The organism is Planobispora longispora (assembly GCF_016863135.1).
In the GTDB taxonomy this organism is placed as follows: Bacteria; Actinomycetota; Actinomycetes; order Streptosporangiales; family Streptosporangiaceae; genus Planobispora; species Planobispora longispora.
Window position 1 is genome coordinate 1 of the sequence record NZ_BOOH01000036.1, and the last position, 15928, is coordinate 15928.

Below are 15928 nucleotides of genomic sequence, written 5' to 3' on the forward strand. Positions count from 1 at the left end.
CCCGTCACCCGTCACCGGGGCATGGTTCCGGCCGGGACGTTCACACCGTTCCCGCCGGGACCGGCGGCCGGGCGGCCGGCCTCCACCGCTCGTCGGTCATCCGGATCATCGCGATGCCCACGACGCCGAAGACCAGCAGCAGAATCGCCGGTCCGGCGTAGCTGACCAGCTGGTTCCCGGCTCTCGTCCCGCCGATCCAGATCACCATGCCGGACAGCACCCCGGCCGGGAACCACCAGCCCGCGTGCCCGGCGCGGGCATAGGCCGCGGCCACCGCGACCAGTCCGAGGAAGGAACCCGCCATGCCGGGGATCTGCCAGGCGAAGATCATCGCAGGCTGGGCGGCGTCCCGCATGATCGCGGTGGCCTGTTCCACCGTGAGCTGCTGGTAGGCGACGATGTCGAAGAAGTCCGAGATCATCAGGGCGGAGAAGTTGATCAGGCCCAGCACGGTCACCGCTCCGGCCACGTTGGCCAGGACCGCCCCCTTCCCCCGCACCATGTGGACCAGACCGATCACGCCGGGAACCCAGAGCACCCAGGCGTAGTGCAGCAGGGTCGCGCTGATCCCGGTGGCCACGGGGTTGCGGGCATAGCCGAGGACCTCGTCGGCTCCCGCGATCAGCGGGTCGACGACCATGCCGAGCAGGAGGCAGAGAGGGGCGAGGAGAAGGCTGACACCCGCGGCCCGGCGGCGGAAGGCGTCGGGGTTGCTGAATCCGAACATGGCGGGAACGTTAGAGACGGAGCCCGGTCCGCGTCGTCAACGCCCGCTTCGACGCCCCGTCCGCCCCGCGGGTGATGTCCACACCCTGAGACGGCCCAGCCAACCGGACTTATCCCCCGCAAGACGGATTCCCCGCCACGATCTTCCCTTTACGCTCGCCTCATGAGTCACCGCCCGCCCCCTACCCCCGTCGACTGGCTGATCTCCCTGGCCGTCCTGCTGTTCGGCGTCGCCGAAGAACTCGGCGGGCGCTCGATGGATCTCTCCCGCCGTCCCCTGTGGTGGCTCGGGGTGGTCGCGGCCGCCGCGATCCTGGTGCTGGTGCGGCAGCGGGCGCCGTTCACCGCGCTGGCCGTCTACGCGTCGATCAACACGCCGCTGACCGCGTACTACGGCGAGATATCGGCCGCCTGGCAGTTCTACGTCCATCTCCTCCTGCTGTTCACGCTGCTCGGCGTGGTCCCGCTGAAGGACCGGCGGGCCGTCGCGGGGCTGGCGGCCACGGCCGTGCTCTGCCTGGTCCTCCTCTTCATGGCCAGCTCGATGGTCACGGCCGGCGACGTCGCGGTGCTGCTGGTGATGTCCTCCATCGCGGGCGGCGCGGGCGTGGCCGTACGGCATCACCGGCATGTCGCCCTCCAGGCGCAGGAGCGCGGCGAGCTGCTCGCCCGGGAGGCGGTGACCGAGGAGCGTTTCCGGATCGCCCGTGAGCTGCACGACGTCGTCGCGCACAGCGTCAGTGTGATGGTCATGCAGGCGGGCGCGGCGCGGCTGATGCTCCATCCCGACCAGGCCGTCGAGCGCGAGGCGCTGAACGTGGTGGAGGAGACGGGGCGCGAGGCGGTGGAGGAACTGCGCCTCATGGTCGGGCTGCTGCGGACCGGCCCCGAGAACGACGGGCTCGCCCCGCAGCCGAACCTGACCCGCCTGGACGAGCTGGTGGAGCAGATGCGCGCGGCCGGTCTCGACGTGCGCCTGACCATCGAGGGCACCCCCGTCCCGCTGCCGGCGGGCCTGAACCTGTCGGCCTACCGGATCGTCCAGGAGGCGCTCACCAACACGCTCCGGCACGCGGGGCCCACCGCGTCCGAGGTGAAGGTCTCCTACCGGTCCCGGATGCTCTGCCTGGACATCCTCGACGAGGGCCCCCGCGACGGGCGGGCGCCGGGCGCGGAGGGGACGGGCCACGGCCTGGTCGGCATGCGCGAGCGCGTCGCGCTGTTCCACGGCCGGCTCGCAGCCGGTCCGCGGCCGGGCGGCGGGTACGGTGTGAGCGTCTCGCTCCCCCTCTCCGGAAGGATCACGGTGGTCACGTGACCGTCTCCGTTCTCCTCGCCGACGACCAGGCGACCGTCCGCCGCGGGCTCCGCCTCGTCATCGGCACCCAACCGGACCTGCGGGTGGTCGGCGAGGCCGCCGACGGCCGGGAGGCGGTGGAGGCCGTTCGCCGCCTCCGGCCCGACGTGGCGCTCCTCGACATCTCGATGCCCGGCATGAACGGCATCGCCGCCGCCCGGGAGCTCCTGGCCGATCCCGAACCGCCCAGGATCGTCATGCTGACGACCTACGACACCGACGAGAACCTCGAAGGCTCCCTGCGCGCGGGGGTGAGCGGCTTCCTGCTCAAGGTGTCGCCGCCCGAGCAGCTGTTCACGGTGATCCGGACGGCGGCGAGCGGCCTGGCGGCCCTCGACCCGGCGATCACCGCCCGGGTGATGGCGGGCTACGTGGGGGCGCCGGCGGAGCAGGGCGACCTCACCCCCCGCGAGCGCGAGGTCCTCACACTGATCGGCCGCGGCCTGGCCAACGCCGAGATCGCGGCCGCCCTGCACATCAGCCTGTCCACCGTCGCCACGCACATCAACCGCCTGCTCGCCAAGCTCTGCCTGCGCGACCGCGCCGAGGCCGTCCGCCACGCCTACGAGCACGGCCTGGTCCGCCCCCGCGACCTGTAGGGGCCGGTGGCGCGGCGGCCGGCCCAGGTCCGTGACATCCGGCGCCCGGCGGCCGGCGGCCGGCTCGCAGCCGTCCGGCCGCCGATCCGTGACGCCCCGTCCGGCCGTCAGCGCTGGAACCGTCCGGCCGTCAGCGCTGGAACCGCTCGGCGAGCGCGTTGAGGTTGTGGGCAAGCTCGGCCAGCTCCGTGGCCGCCGTCTCGGTCCTGGTCGCGCCGTCGTGGGTGGTGCGGGTCGCCTCGGCGACGTTCAGGATCGAGCTGGTGATGTCGCTCGAGGAGCGGGAGACCACGTCGATGCCGGCCCCGATGGACTGGGTGGCCTGGCTCTGCACCTCGATCGCGGCGACGATGGAGCGCTGGATCTCGTCGATGCGGTTGATCACCGAGCCGATGCGGCCGATGGCCTCGATCGCGTTCTCGGTGTCGCCCTGCATCGCCGCGACCTTGCTCTCGATGTCCTCGGTGGCGGAGGCGGTCTCCTGCGAGAGGTCCTTGACCTCCCCGGCGACGACGGCGAAGCCCTTGCCCTGCTCACCGGCGCGGGCGGCCTCGATCGTCGCGTTGAGCGCCAGCAGGTTCGTCTGCTGCGCGATCGAGGTGATCATGTTGACCACGGCTCCGACCTCGCCGCTGGAGGTCCGCAGCCGCTCGATCGTACGGTTGGTGGTCGTGGCCAGGCCGACCGCCTCGGCGGCGACCTGCACGGCCTCGGTGACGGCGCCGTTGATGTCCCGGATGGAGGCCTGGAGGCTCTGCGCCGCCTGGTTGGTCGAGCTGACGCTCTCGGAGACCTGGTCCACGTTGGACGAGGCGTTGTGGGCCTGGTCGGCCGCCGTCTGGGCGCCCGTCGCGAGGTTGCGGCTGGTGTCCGAGAGCCGCTCGGAGGCGGAGATGAGAGCCGCGGCGTTGTCGGCGATCTCCCCGATGGCCCCGCGGACCGTGACGACGACCTGGTCGAGGCTCGTGCCGAGCTCGGCGAGCTCGTCGGTTCCCCCGATGTCCGCCCGCACGGTCAGGTTCTTGTCCGCCAGGCTCTTCATGGCCAGCACGCAGGAGCCGATGCGGCGCGACACCCGCCGGGCGAGCAGGACCGCGGCGCCGCCCAGCAGCACCGCGGCCAGTCCGGCGGTGACCAGCGTGAGGGTCTTGGCGTCGTCCGCCAGGGCCACGGCCGCCGCGGAGGTCTCCTCGGCCTCGTCGGCGATCGCCTTCTCCAGCTTGGGCAGCGCCTCGTCGAACCGCTGGTAGCGGCTCTCGAAGTCGGGCCGCGCCTTGGCCGCGCCGATCTGCTGCGGGTCGCTGACCACCCGGCTGGCCAGGGTCACCACCCGCTGCCCGGCGGCGATCAGCTCGTCGGTCGCGCCCTCGAGCTCCTTCACCTCACCGGCCAGCTCCGGCTGGAGCCGGACGATCTGCGCGAAACTGTGGCGCAGATCCGACACGTGGCCGCCGAGCAGGTCCAGCACCTCCTGCCGCTCGGCGCTGTCCCGCGTGGTGATCGCATTCAGGACGTCGCCGCGGAACGCCACCCGGGCGGTGTCCGCCGCCCCGACGGCCTCCAGAGCCGCCGCCGCGGTGCTCGCCTCGCGCTGCGCCTCCTCAAGCTGGGAAATGCCCTGATAACCGATAAGTCCCGCTGTCGTGACCATGACGAAGCCTGTCGCCGCCAGGGCCAGGATCTGGTGTCGGATCGTGAGTCTCATTGCCGCCTCTTCCATTGCTTGTCCGGTGAATCGACAGGCAAGAGGCGAAGCTGAGGGCTCAGGTGACGTGAGTCACTGCCGATTTGCAGATTCGCAGAGAAGAACCGGCAGGCTCTCCGATCATTCAAGGACGTCCCATGCGCATCACCCCGTGGCTGGCGGCTCTCGCCACCGGCATCCTCATCACCGGCTGCTCGGCCGACCCGGGCTCCCCGGAGGGCTCCGGCACGGCGGCGCCCTCCACCGCCCGCTCCCACGTGCCCGACGACATCCGGCGGGCGGGAGTCATCGTGATCGGCTCCGACATGACGTACGCGCCCATGGAGTTCGTCAAGGACGGCGAGCAGACCGGCTTCGACGTCGACCTCGCCAACGCCATCGCCGCCAAGCTCGGCCTGAAGCTGGACATGCGGCAGACCCCGTGGGGCGAGCTGCTCGCCAAGGCGGAGTCCGGCGAGGTCGACGCCTCCATGTCGTCCATCACCGACACCGCCGAGCGGCAGCAGCGGGTCGACTTCGTCGACTACCTCAACGTCGGCTCCGTCGTGGTCGCGCGCGGCAAGATGGACGGCGAGGGCATCACGGCGCTGTGCGGCCAGCGGGTCGCCGTCCCGATCGGGACCATCTACGTCGGCCTCGCCGAGGCGCAGAACGACCGCTGCCCGGCGGGCAACCGGCTGACGATCGTCCCCGTCGAGGCGCTGTCCGACTCCAAGGGCGCGGTGCTCGCCGGGAAGGCCGACGCCTACCTCGACGACTTCCCGCCGGGGGCGGTGGCCGTGCAGGAGAACTCCTCGCTGCGCATCTCCGGGCCGCAGATCGAGGCGGCGCCGTACGGCATCGCGATCGGCAAGGGCAAGGGCACCCTGAAGAAGGCCGTCCAGCAGGCCCTGTACGAGCTGTTCGAGGACGGCACCTACGACGCGCTGCTGAAGAAGTGGGAGATCGCGGAGGGCTCGCTCAAGACCGGCGCCATCAACGGCGGCGCCTGATCCCGGCGCAGCCCCCATCGCGGGATGCCTCGCTGTCAGGATTCCTTCGTACAGGTGAGCACGATGGTGCTGCCGATCTTGACCTTGCTGCCCGGACGATGCGACTGCTTGGTCACCGTCCAGTTCTCCGGGAGGATCACGATCGTGTCGTAGGGATCCTGCGAGCCCAGCTTGATGTTCTTGAACTCGTCCCAGCCCTGGTCAACCAGCCACTGCTTCGCGACTGCCGCGTTCTGGCCCTTGAAGTCAGGCAGTTTGACGTATTCGGGCTCGTCCTGAGCAGCCTCGGGAAGTCCGGTGTCCTCCGGCACCGCCCGCGCGGCCTTGGTGCCGGCCGTCCGGTCCGGTGCCGCCATCGTGTCCGATGTGCTGCTCGTACCGCTCACGGCCACACCGCCGAGGCAGCCCGCCCCCAGGGCGAGGATGGCGATCAGCGCGACGGCGGCACCGGAGAAACCGCGCCGCGCGGGCGGCATGGAGGGCTGGTAGGTCATTGAGAGTCCTTGGGTCAGGCGGCCAGGGCCGCATCCAGGTAGGTGATGTCGCCGGCCACGGCATAAAGGCGCCGGCTGAGCAGGCGGGGACGGGACACGACGGCGACGTGCACGTCGCGGGCGGTCAGCCAATCGGCGAAGGCGACCCGACCAGGTTCTCGATGTCCAGTGAGTGAATCGACCGTCCGTTACGGAGGGATCGCATCGCAACCCCTACTCGCCTCTACTGCATCTCTAAAGAGAGAGTAAAGGCTGTGAACAGGGTATGCAAGTACTTTTACTGTGAAAGGTTCATCAGTTGAGCCGTGGACGGACGACTATCAGCACTCTTATGCAGGGAGGCGGCGACAACATCTCGGAGCGGCGTTGGAAGCATCCGTACGTCGGGATCGTGGTTGACGATCTGGTCGGCGACAGCCCAGGCAGACCGGCCATCGAAGGCCAGGCGGCCGGTGGCGGCGAAGTACATGGTGACGCCCCAGCTGAAGACGTCCGAAGCGGGGCCCACCCGGCGCCCCTCGGCCTGCTCTGGCGACATGAACGCGGGAGTGCCCGCCGCCCCGGCCGAAATGGTGAGACGGTCGACGGCCCGGGCGATACCGAAGTCGATCACGCGGGGACCGTCCTGCGCCATGAGGACGTTGGCCGGCTTGAAGTCCCTGTGCACCACACCGGCTCCGTGAATCCCCTTGAGCGCGGCCGCCGTCACGATGGAGAGCCGGATCAGACTGTCCGCAGGGCGTGGCCCCTCACGATGGATGAGCTGCTCAAGTGAGGGCCCGGGAACGTACTCGCTGACGATGTACGGCGTGCCGTCGTCGATGCCGACATCGAGTACCCGAGCGGTGGCGAACCCCGGCACCCGCGGGTCGGAATCGGCCTCGGCCAGGAAGCCCGCCTGCTCACCGAAGGCCACGCGGGCGTGCAAGAGTTTGAGCGCAACCTGCCGACCGTCAGGCGACCGGGCGAGATAGACCGCTCCCTGTCCTCCTTCACCGAGCTTGGCCAGAAGAGCGTACGGGCCCGCCCAGCGCAACACGGACGAGGTCACATGACCCGCGGACGAAGCCATACGGCCGGGGACGTAACCGACGCGAGGAAGCCGCCAGCACACCCACTTCGACCGCGAAGCAGGCCCCCGCGATGATCCACAAGGTGTGGCTGCGCAGCCGGTAGGCCATGTAGGCGACCACGAACGGGATCGGCAACCCGCCGCAGCAGAAGAACGGCACCAGCACCCAGCGCAGGCTCAGACGCTGAACCTGCCCGGTCCGGCGGGCGACCCGGTCCGAGTAGAAAGTCATGATCCGAATGATAGGCAGCGATCAGTGATGGATCGCGGCTTCAGCCCAGCGGACCCCGGCCGGTGATCCACAGCGGCAACCCCGTCGCGCTGGAGCCAATCGCAACCACAACTTAGTCAACTATAATTGAGTCAACTACAGTGCGGTCATCTATATTTAGACTCATGAGCAAACCCGACCATGTCTTCGATCGCGAACAAGAATGGGCGAGCCTGGTCGGGTTCGCCTCGGATACGGGCGCAGGCGCCCGCCTCGGTGTGGTGAGCGGCCGTCGCCGCCAGGGGAAGAGCTACCTGCTGCAGGCCCTGGCCGGCAGCATGGGCGGCATCTACTTTCCCGCACTGGAGGTGACCGAGGCGGTGGCGCTGCGCCTGTTCGCAGATGAGCTGATCAGGTTCACCGGGGCGCCCGTCCCGGCCTTCCGCGACTGGATCGATGCCATCCCCTACCTTTTCGGCGTCGTCCGCGATCGTGCCATCCCCGTCGTGTTCGACGAGTTCCCCTATCTGGTCAAGGCGTCTCCCGAGTTGCCCTCGATCATCCAGCGAGAGCTGGGCCCCGGAGGTTCCGGAGCTTCCAGCAGCGCCCGCGTTCTCCTCTGCGGATCGGCGATGTCGGTGATGGGCGGTCTGCTGTCGGGCACGGCCCCGCTGCGCGGGCGCGCAGGACTGGAGATGGCCATCAGGCCCTTCGGCTACCGCCAGGCCGCTCGTTTCTGGGACATCGACGACCCGCGGCTGGCGGCGCAGGTCCACGCGGTGGTGGGCGGGACTCCGGCCTACCGCAGGGAATTCGTCCGCGGCGACGCTCCGTCCGGGCCCGGCGACTTCGACGACTGGGTGGTCCGCACGGTCCTGAACGCCGGGGCGCCGCTGTTCAGAGAGGCACGCTACCTGCTTGCGGAGGAGACGGAGATCCGCGATCCCTCGCTCTACCACTCCGTTCTGGCCGCTGTCGCCGACGGCAACACGACATCGGGCGGGATCGCCGGTTACGTGGGCCGCAAGTCCAATGAGATCGCCCATCCGCTGCGCGTACTGGAGGACAGCCATCTCCTGGTCAAGGAGCGCGATCTCTTCCGGCCGAACCGCAGCTACTACCGGGTGGTCGAGCCGCTCATCACCTTCTATCAGGCGATCATGGTCCGCGAGTGGGCCAGGCTGGAGCGCGGGGACGCGGCAACGGTCTGGCGGGGCAGCCGGGGGCGCTTCCTGTCACAGGTCGTCGGCCCCCACATGGAGGTGCTCTGCCGGGAGTACGCCCTGCACGCCGACCCCGCGGCGGGCGAGGTGGGAAGCGGAGTGGTTCCCGATCCGTCCAACCGGACGCAGATCCAGATCGACGTCGCCGTGCTCGCGCCCGCCGACCACGGGCGTCCACGCCGGATCCTCTCCCTGGGCGAGGTCGAGTGGGACCGGGTCATGGGAGCCGAACACGTGGCGCGGCTGCGGCGCGCTCGCGACCTCCTGGCCGTCAAGGGGTTCGATACCCGAGACACTGTTCTGACCTGCTATTCAGGAGCCGGATTCAGCACCGGCATGGAGAGTGACGTCCGCCTGGTCACCGTCGACGATCTCTACGCCTGATCACTCCTCCCCGAACGACATCGCACCGACTTCTGTGAACGATAGACACAGGGATAATCCCCGGTGTGTACATAACCATGAATGAGTGCTAGCGTCGCTGTCAACGGTGCATGCCACCGAGACTGAAGAAGCACATGCTCGTCGATGAGACGCCTGCGAGACTGGGCGGGATGTCCCATTGATCGAAGGAGAAGGGCCACCACGTGGCGAAGCTGACGCTGCCGCAGCTTGAGCGGCACCTGTTCGGGGCCGCGGACATCCTCCGCGGCAAGATGGACGCCTCGGAGTTCAAGGAGTACATCTTCGGGATGCTCTTCCTGAAGCGGGCCTCCGACCAGTTCGACGTGGTCCGCGACGAGCTCATCAAGAAGTGGGTCTCCCAGGGCAGGTCGCAGCAGGATGCCGAGCGGATGGCCGCCGCGCCCAGCTTCTACCGGGGTGAGAGCTTCTACGTCCCGCAGGAGGCGAGCTGGCAGCACATCAAGGGCCGGTCGCGCCAGAAGAACGTCGGCGACATGCTCAACAAGGCGCTGGCGGCGCTGGAGAACGCCAACTCCACCGCGCTCGAAGGCGTCCTCGAGCACATCGACTTCACCCGCAAGGTCGGCCAGTCCACCATTCCGGACAAGCGCCTGCAGCAGCTCATCGACCACTTCTCCCGAGTACGGCTGCGCAACCAGGACTTCGAGTTCCCCGACCTGCTCGGCGCCGCCTACGAATACCTGATCGGCCAGTTCGCCGACTCGGCCGGCAAGAAGGGCGGAGAGTTCTACACGCCGCGTGGCGTGGTCCGGATGATGGTCCGCCTGCTCAGACCCCGACCCGGCATGGCCGTCTACGACCCGTGCGCCGGCTCGGGCGGCATGCTCATCCACGCCAAGGAGTTCATCGACGAACACGGCCTGGACTCCCGCGACCTGACCCTCGCCGGGCAGGAGTACAACGGCGGCACCTGGGCCGTGTCGAAGATGAACATGATCCTCCACGGGGTGCTCAACGCCGACCTGCAGAACGACGACACCCTGGCCGAGCCCAAGCACATCCGGGACGGCGAGCTCGCCCGCTTCGACCGGGTGCTCACCAACCCCCCGTTCTCGCTGAACTACTCCTTCTCCGACCTGAAGCACAAGGAGCGCTTCAAGTACGGCTACGCCCCGGAGACCGGGAAGAAGGCGGACCTCATGTTCGCCCAGCACGTCCTGGCGGTGCTCACCCCCGACGGCCTCGGCGCCACCGTCATGCCGCACGGCGTGCTCTTCCGCGGCGGCAAGGAGCAGGAGATCCGCAAGGGCGTCATCGAGGACGACCGCCTGGAGGCGGTGATCGGCCTGGCTCCCAACCTGTTCTACGGCACCGGCATCCCGGCCTGCATCCTCATCCTCCGCGGGACCGCCCCCCGCCCGGCCGAGCGGCGGGGCAAGGTGCTGTTCATCAACGCCGACCGCGAGTTCACCGCCGGCCGCGCGCAGAACCACCTCGATCCGCAGCACGCCGAGAAGATCGTCGCCGCCTACGAGGAGTACCGGGACATCCCCGGTTTCGCCCGCGTCGTCGATGTCGAGGAGCTGCGCGAGAACGACTTCAACCTCAACATCCGCCGCTACGTCGACAACGCTCCCCCGCCGGAGCCCCAGGACGTCCGCGCCCATCTCCACGGCGGCGTGCCGAAGTCCGAGGTCGAGGCCAAGGCCGGGCTCTTCCAGGCGTTCGGCGTCGACCCGGCGACGCTCTTCACCGAGCGGAGCGGGCGAAGCGATGAGCACAGCGCCGAGCGCGACGCCGACTACTACGACTTCCTCCCCGAGGGCTGGAAGGCGACGGCCGAGCGCCTTCCCTCGCTCGCCGCCCCCGCCGAGGCCCGGCTGCGCGAGGCGTTCTCCGACTGGTGGGGACGGCACAGCAAGCGGCTGGTCGAGCTGCCCGACACGCACAAGGTCATGGAGGTCCGGGCCGACCTCCTCGACTCCTTCGTCACCGACCTCAAGCCGCTCGGCCTGCTGGACCGCTTCGACCTGGCCGGCGTGGTCGCCGCCTGGTGGGGCGAGGCGCAGTACGACATCAAGACCCTCGGCCTCAACGGCTTCGAGGGCGTGGTGGAAGGCTGGCTGACCACCATCGAGTCGGCGTTCGAGCTGGACGAGGAGGAGCTCGAATACTGGGACAAGCAGAAGGTGGCGGCCGAGAAGCGCAAGGCCCGCGACCACCGCGTCGTCCCGGCGCTGATCCCCGACTACCTCGCCGAGCTGGAGGAGGCCGAGGCGGCGTACGCCGAGCTGAACGCCCAGTACAAGGCGGCCACGGCCAAGCCCTCCGAGGAGGACGAGGAGGCCGACGAGCCCGCCGAGGACCAGCTCTCCGAGGATGAGCTCAAGGCGCTGAAGTCCCGTACGGCCGCCGCCCGCAAGAAGGTCGGAGCGTTGGAGGACCACTTCCTGCCCCGCCTCCGCATGGCCGTCGCCGCTCTCGACGCCGACTCCCGCCGCGATCTGGTCCTCGACGTCCTCCGGGCACAGCTCACCTCTCGTCTGGAGTCCCGTACGGCTGCCAACCGCCGACTCTTCGAGAGCGCCTTCCGCACCTGGGCCGACAAGTACGCGGTAACCCTCCGCGACCTCGAAGCCCAGCGGGAAGCTGTCACCGCCAAGCTGGACATCCACCTCAAGGAGCTCGGCTATGTGTGACCTTCCTGATGGGTGGAGGCCGGTTCGGCTACGGGATACGGGAACCTGGCTATCAGGAGGAACACCGTCCACAGACGAGCCACGCTTTTGGGGTGGAGACATCCCATGGATCAGTGCCGCAAGCATGAAGGACTTCTACATTCAGGATTCCGACCGGAGACTCACCAAGAGCGGGTCATCAGCTGGGACCCGGCTCGTGGAGAAGGGCTCGGTGCTCTTCGTGGTTCGGGGCATGAGCCTGAAGAAAGAGTTCCGAGTCGGTGTAGCGCAACGAGAAATCGCCTTTGGACAGGATTGCAAGGCGATTATTCCTCGTCATGACATTTACGGAACTTTTCTCGCACTGGCACTAAAAGTGCGAGCCAACGAAGTTCTAAGTATGGTTGACGAGGCCGGACATGGGACTGGACGTCTACCTACAGACCTGATCTCCAAGCTTATGGTTGGCGTCCCGCCCCTACCAGAGCAGCGGCGGATCGCGGAGGTCATCGACACTTTGGACTCCAGGATCTCAAACCTCAATCTCGCGATGAAAAAGCAGCTCAAGACACTTGATGGAGTCGCGGATCAGCTGCTCACCGAAGATGCGAGCACAGTAGGTCTGGTTCGCCTGGGTGATTCACTCGTGGACATCGAAGCGGGCTGGAGTCCGCTGTGCGAGGAAATCACTCCCCCGCCCAACAAATGGGGAGTCCTCAAGGTGAGCGCAGTAACTTCGGGAAGCTATATCGCATCGGAATCAAAGACGCTTCTTCCTGGAATGCATCCGCGACCTGAGCTTGAAGCTCGTGCCGGTGATCTTATTCTCTGCCGGGCAAACGGTGTAAAAAGTCTTGTGGGCGTGACTACCCTGATTAGGGAAACACCACCCAAGCTTATGCTCTCGGACAAGCTCATGCGTCTTGTCACCAATAGAAATATTGTAGACAACGCGTACTTAGAGCTGGCCCTCGCCTCCGCGGGCGTTCGCCGGCAAATCGACGCGATCACGAGCGGGAGCAGCGGCCAGAACAACATATCCCAAGGCTTCGTCAGGATGCTGAGGATCCACCTTCCCTCGCTTCCTCGGCAACGCCAAGTTGTCGCATGCACCGAAGCGGGACGTGATCTGATGCACGGCCTGAAGGAGGAGCGCGACAAACTGCTGACCCTTAAGCGGGGACTCATGGAAGACCTGCTGACCGGGCGGGTCCGGGTTTCAGAAGCGGAAGCCGTACTGGAAGACCTTTAATCCTTGCCGGGGCGGCCACGCGCCGCCCCGGGACCAGGGTGATTTGTTCAGAGATAACGTTGTTCGGGGGTTTACCGAGGGGAGTCGGACGGTGACCGACTACGAGTACACGCTGGTCGAACGGCCGCTGATCGAGCAGCTGAAGGGCATGGGCTGGCAGCACCTCGCCGGGGCCGAGCATGGCGCCGTGATCCCGATGCTCCCGAGGATGTCGGGGCGACGCTCCTTCGACGAGGTGGTCCTCGAAGACCGCGTCAGGGACGCGATCGAGCGGATCAACGGGGACTGGCTGGACGACCGGGGGATCAGCCAGGCGTTCAACGCCCTGACCCGGGTGCCGGCGGCGAACCTGCTGGAGGCCAACAGGCAGGTCACCGAACTGCTGGTCAACGGCATCCCCATTGAGGACCCCGCGACCGGCAAATCACGAACGGTCCACTTCATCGACTGGCGGAACCCGGGCGACAACGACTTCGTCGTGGTCAACCAGTTCCGCGTGGACATCCCGGGGACGGGCGGACACAAGCAGATCGTCCTGGATGTCGTGCTCTTCGTGAACGGCATCCCGCTGGTCGTCGTCGAGTGCAAGAAGCCCACCGAGAGCAACCTGGGCGCGGCGGTCGCCCAGCTCCGGCGGTACTGCGCCGGCGGCACCGGGAACCCGAAGCTCTTCCACCCGGTCCAGCTCACCGTGGCCACCAGCGGGGAGGACGCCAAGCTGGGGACCTTCACCGCCAAACTCGAACACTACGTGCCCTGGCGCGATCCCTATCCGCTCACCACGGCGCAGCTCGCGGAGAAGCTGGGCAAGGGTGAGAAGCAGCTGAGCAAGCAGGAGATCCTGGCCGCCGGTGTGCTGGAGCCGGCCAACCTGCTCAACATCGTCCACAACTTCGTCACCTTCATGACCACCGACGAGGGTGTCACGGTCAAGGTCGCCCCGCGCTACCAGCAGTTCCGCGCGGTGGAGCGGACCGTCCAGCGGCTGCTGCACGGCGAGCCCGGCCGCAGGGGCGGGATCATCTGGCACACCCAGGGCTCGGGCAAGAGCCTGACCATGACCTTCCTGGTCCGGCGGCTGCGCTCGATCGCGGAGCTGGCCCACTACAAGGTCGTGGTGGTCACCGACCGGACCCAGCTGCAGAGCCAGCTCAGCGAGACCATGCAGCTCAGCAACGAGAAGCTGGACGTCGCCAAGAACAGCGCCCGGGCCAGGACCCTGCTCGGCCGCACCGGACCGGGCCTGGTCTTCGTGATGATCCAGAAGAACCAGAGCGGCGTGCCCACGGACCGGTTCGACATGGGCGAGGTCAACACCGACGAGTCCATCGTGGTGCTGATCGACGAGGTGCACCGCTCGCACACCGCCTCCCTCGGCGCGAACCTCCGGCAGGCGCTGCCCGGCGCCGCCCGGATCGGCTTCACCGGCACCCCGATCATGACGAAGAAGGGGCAGCGCAAGACCAGCGTCGAGCTGTTCGGCTCCTTCATCGACACCTACCGCCTGCGGGAGGCCGAGGAGGACGGCGTGATCGTGCCGATCCTCTACGAGGGTTTCAAGGTCAAGGGCGCGCTCCAGGACGGCCAGGACATGGACGAGCTCTTCGAGGAGGAGTTCGAGGACCTGACCGACGAGGAGCGGCAGCAGCTCCACCGGCGCTGGGCTACCAAGGGGACCGTCTCGACCGCCCAGAAGCTCGTGGACGTCAAGGCCAAGCACATGCTCCGCCACTACGTGGACAAGGTGCTGCCCGAGGGGTTCAAGGCCCAGGTGGTCGCGCACGACCGGGAGACCACCGTGCGCTACCGGGAGGCGTTCCTGGAGGCCCGCGACGAGCTGGTCCGGGACATCGAGAAGCTCTCGCCGCACCTGCTCACCCGGAGCCTGGACGAGCTCAGGCCTCGGCAGGCGCAGCTCGTCAAGGCGCACCGGCAACTCGACCTCATCAAGCGGATGGACTTCGTGCCGGTGATCTCCGAGGGGGACACCGAGCACGAGGACCGCTACGCCGAGTGGACCGACGAGGCCAAGCAGAAGCAGCGCATCGAGGGCTTCGTCCGGCCGTTCGGCGAGAACGACATCGCCTTCGTCATCGTCAAGTCGATGCTGCTCACCGGCTTCGACGCGCCGATCGAGCAGGTGATGTACCTCGACCGCAGGCTGGAGATGCACGACCTGCTCCAGGCGGTCGCCCGGGTGAACCGGACCGCGGACGGCAAGCCGTACGGGTACGTGGTCGACTACCGCGGGGTGGCGCAGAACCTGGTGGACGCGCTCAGGGTCTACGCCGACGAGGAGTTCGAGGCCGAGGAGGGCGCTGACGTGGCCGGCGCGCTCCGCGCCCTCGCGGCGGAGATCGGCAAGCTGGACCCGCAGCGGCAGCGACTGAGGAATATGTTCCGGGACTACCTGGATGTCGAGAGCTGTGTCCGGGAGCTGGCCGACCCGGCGCTGCGGGACCGGTTCACCGTGGAGCTCGCCCGGTTCGCCCGGACGGTCAACACCGTCCTGCCCGATCCGGCCGCCAAGCCGTACCTGGACGACGTCAAGCGGTTCTCGGTGATCAAACTGACCGCGAACCGGCGCTACCGGGTGGACGGCGGCGAGTTCGACCCGGGCGCCTACGGCCAGAAGATCAAGATGCTCATCGACGAGCACGTGACCTCGCTCGGCATCGAGCAGCAACTCCCGCCGATCGCGCTGACCGCGACCAACTTCGCCGCCAGGGTCGAGGCGATGACGGGCGGCTCGCGGGCCAAGGCCTCGGAGATGGAGAACGCCATCCGGCACCACATCACCGTCCACGCCGGTCAGGACCCCGCCCGCTACCAGCTGCTCAGTGAACGTCTGGAGCAGATCCTGACCGAGCTCAAGGACGACTGGGACGCCCAGCTCCAGGCGTTCAAGGACATGATGGCCGACGTCGTGGAGGACCGCCGGGACAATCCGCACGGCTTCAGCCCGGCCGAGTTCGCCGTCTTCGGCCTGCTGGTCCAGGAGCTGGCCACCTCCGCCGAGGATGTCGAGGAGGTACGGTTCGCCGACGCGACCCGGGAGATCGTGCGGCTCGCGAGCGAGACGATCCACCGGCGCGACTTCTGGGACAAGCCCTACGACGTGGACGTCTTCCGCAGCAAGATCTTCGAGATCCTGGTCATGCACGAACTCGGTGAGCCGGACCAGATGGAAGTGGTCGCGGACAAGGCCCGGGACGCCATCAGCCAGAACCGCTCGGCCGTACCCAGGGCGTGA

At 67.9% G+C, this 15928-nt stretch carries 12 protein-coding genes; 7 read left to right on the top strand and 5 right to left on the bottom strand.

Annotated features, from left to right (window positions below; all coding sequences use genetic code 11):
- Positions 1-40: 40 nt before the first annotated feature.
- Positions 41-727, bottom strand: coding sequence for a hypothetical protein (locus tag Plo01_RS21255; RefSeq protein WP_203892415.1), 687 nt, complete (start codon positions 725-727; stop codon positions 41-43).
- Between the two features lie 162 nt (positions 728-889).
- On the opposite strand from Plo01_RS21255, the gene Plo01_RS21260 reads away from it, so the two are divergent.
- Both Plo01_RS21260 and Plo01_RS21265 read left to right on the top strand, forming a co-directional pair.
- Entirely contained in the window at positions 890-2044 is a 1155-nt protein-coding gene (locus Plo01_RS21260) for a sensor histidine kinase (RefSeq protein WP_203892416.1), read from the top strand.
- Positions 2041-2682 (top strand): response regulator, encoded by a 642-nt coding sequence (locus Plo01_RS21265; RefSeq protein ID WP_203892417.1) that lies wholly within the window; start codon positions 2041-2043, stop codon positions 2680-2682. The genes Plo01_RS21260 and Plo01_RS21265 overlap by 4 nt, the downstream gene beginning before the upstream one ends.
- 130 nt (positions 2683-2812) lie before the next feature.
- Here the strand turns inward: Plo01_RS21265 and Plo01_RS21270 are convergent, their stop codons facing one another.
- Positions 2813-4387, bottom strand: a complete 1575-nt coding sequence (locus tag Plo01_RS21270) for a methyl-accepting chemotaxis protein (protein WP_203892418.1) — start codon at positions 4385-4387, stop codon at positions 2813-2815.
- A 137-nt stretch (positions 4388-4524) separates the two neighbouring features.
- Here Plo01_RS21270 and Plo01_RS21275 point away from each other — a divergent pair, with 137 nt between their 5' ends.
- The gene (locus Plo01_RS21275; protein ID WP_203892419.1) at positions 4525-5379 is read left to right on the top strand and encodes an ABC transporter substrate-binding protein; all 855 of its coding nucleotides are present in this window, start codon (positions 4525-4527) and stop codon (positions 5377-5379) included.
- Between the two features lie 35 nt (positions 5380-5414).
- Here Plo01_RS21275 and Plo01_RS21280 read toward each other — a convergent pair whose 3' ends face one another.
- The 3 genes from Plo01_RS21280 to Plo01_RS21290 all read right to left on the bottom strand — a co-directional run bounded on the left by Plo01_RS21280 (position 5415) and on the right by Plo01_RS21290 (position 7177).
- Positions 5415-5873 (bottom strand): PASTA domain-containing protein, encoded by a 459-nt coding sequence (locus Plo01_RS21280; protein WP_203892420.1) that lies wholly within the window; start codon positions 5871-5873, stop codon positions 5415-5417.
- A gap of 277 nt (positions 5874-6150) precedes the next feature.
- Entirely contained in the window at positions 6151-6945 is a 795-nt protein-coding gene (locus Plo01_RS21285) for a serine/threonine-protein kinase (RefSeq protein WP_239316770.1), read from the bottom strand.
- Positions 6866-7177, bottom strand: coding sequence for a hypothetical protein (locus Plo01_RS21290; protein ID WP_203892422.1), 312 nt, complete (start codon positions 7175-7177; stop codon positions 6866-6868). The genes Plo01_RS21285 and Plo01_RS21290 overlap by 80 nt, the downstream gene beginning before the upstream one ends.
- Positions 7178-7341: 164 nt before the next feature.
- Here Plo01_RS21290 and Plo01_RS21295 point away from each other — a divergent pair, with 164 nt between their 5' ends.
- From Plo01_RS21295 to Plo01_RS21310, 4 genes are all read left to right on the top strand, one after another.
- Positions 7342-8763 carry an AAA family ATPase gene (locus Plo01_RS21295; RefSeq protein WP_203892423.1) on the top strand — a complete coding sequence of 474 codons (1422 nt, stop codon included), beginning with the start codon at positions 7342-7344 and terminating at the stop codon, positions 8761-8763.
- Positions 8764-8966: 203 nt separating this feature from the next.
- Positions 8967-11444 (top strand): type I restriction-modification system subunit M, encoded by a 2478-nt coding sequence (locus tag Plo01_RS21300; RefSeq protein ID WP_239316773.1) that lies wholly within the window; start codon positions 8967-8969, stop codon positions 11442-11444.
- Positions 11437-12675 carry a restriction endonuclease subunit S gene (locus Plo01_RS21305; protein ID WP_203892424.1) on the top strand — a complete coding sequence of 413 codons (1239 nt, stop codon included), beginning with the start codon at positions 11437-11439 and terminating at the stop codon, positions 12673-12675. Before Plo01_RS21300 ends, Plo01_RS21305 begins: the two co-directional genes overlap by 8 nt.
- A gap of 91 nt (positions 12676-12766) precedes the next feature.
- Positions 12767-15928, top strand: a complete 3162-nt coding sequence (locus tag Plo01_RS21310; RefSeq protein WP_203892425.1) for a type I restriction endonuclease subunit R — start codon at positions 12767-12769, stop codon at positions 15926-15928.

Coding starts and splice junctions, on each gene's coding strand:
- Plo01_RS21275 (WP_203892419.1), top strand. CDS start 4,525: ATGCGCATCACCCCGTGGCTGGCGGCTCTCGCCACCGGCATCCTCATC.
- Plo01_RS21260 (WP_203892416.1), top strand. CDS start 890: ATGAGTCACCGCCCGCCCCCTACCCCCGTCGACTGGCTGATCTCCCTG.
- Plo01_RS21285 (WP_239316770.1), bottom strand. CDS start 6,945: ATGGCTTCGTCCGCGGGTCATGTGACCTCGTCCGTGTTGCGCTGGGCG.
- Plo01_RS21290 (WP_203892422.1), bottom strand. CDS start 7,177: ATGACTTTCTACTCGGACCGGGTCGCCCGCCGGACCGGGCAGGTTCAG.
- Plo01_RS21280 (WP_203892420.1), bottom strand. CDS start 5,873: ATGACCTACCAGCCCTCCATGCCGCCCGCGCGGCGCGGTTTCTCCGGT.
- Plo01_RS21295 (WP_203892423.1), top strand. CDS start 7,342: ATGAGCAAACCCGACCATGTCTTCGATCGCGAACAAGAATGGGCGAGC.
- Plo01_RS21255 (WP_203892415.1), bottom strand. CDS start 727: ATGTTCGGATTCAGCAACCCCGACGCCTTCCGCCGCCGGGCCGCGGGT.
- Plo01_RS21270 (WP_203892418.1), bottom strand. CDS start 4,387: ATGAGACTCACGATCCGACACCAGATCCTGGCCCTGGCGGCGACAGGC.
- Plo01_RS21305 (WP_203892424.1), top strand. CDS start 11,437: ATGTGTGACCTTCCTGATGGGTGGAGGCCGGTTCGGCTACGGGATACG.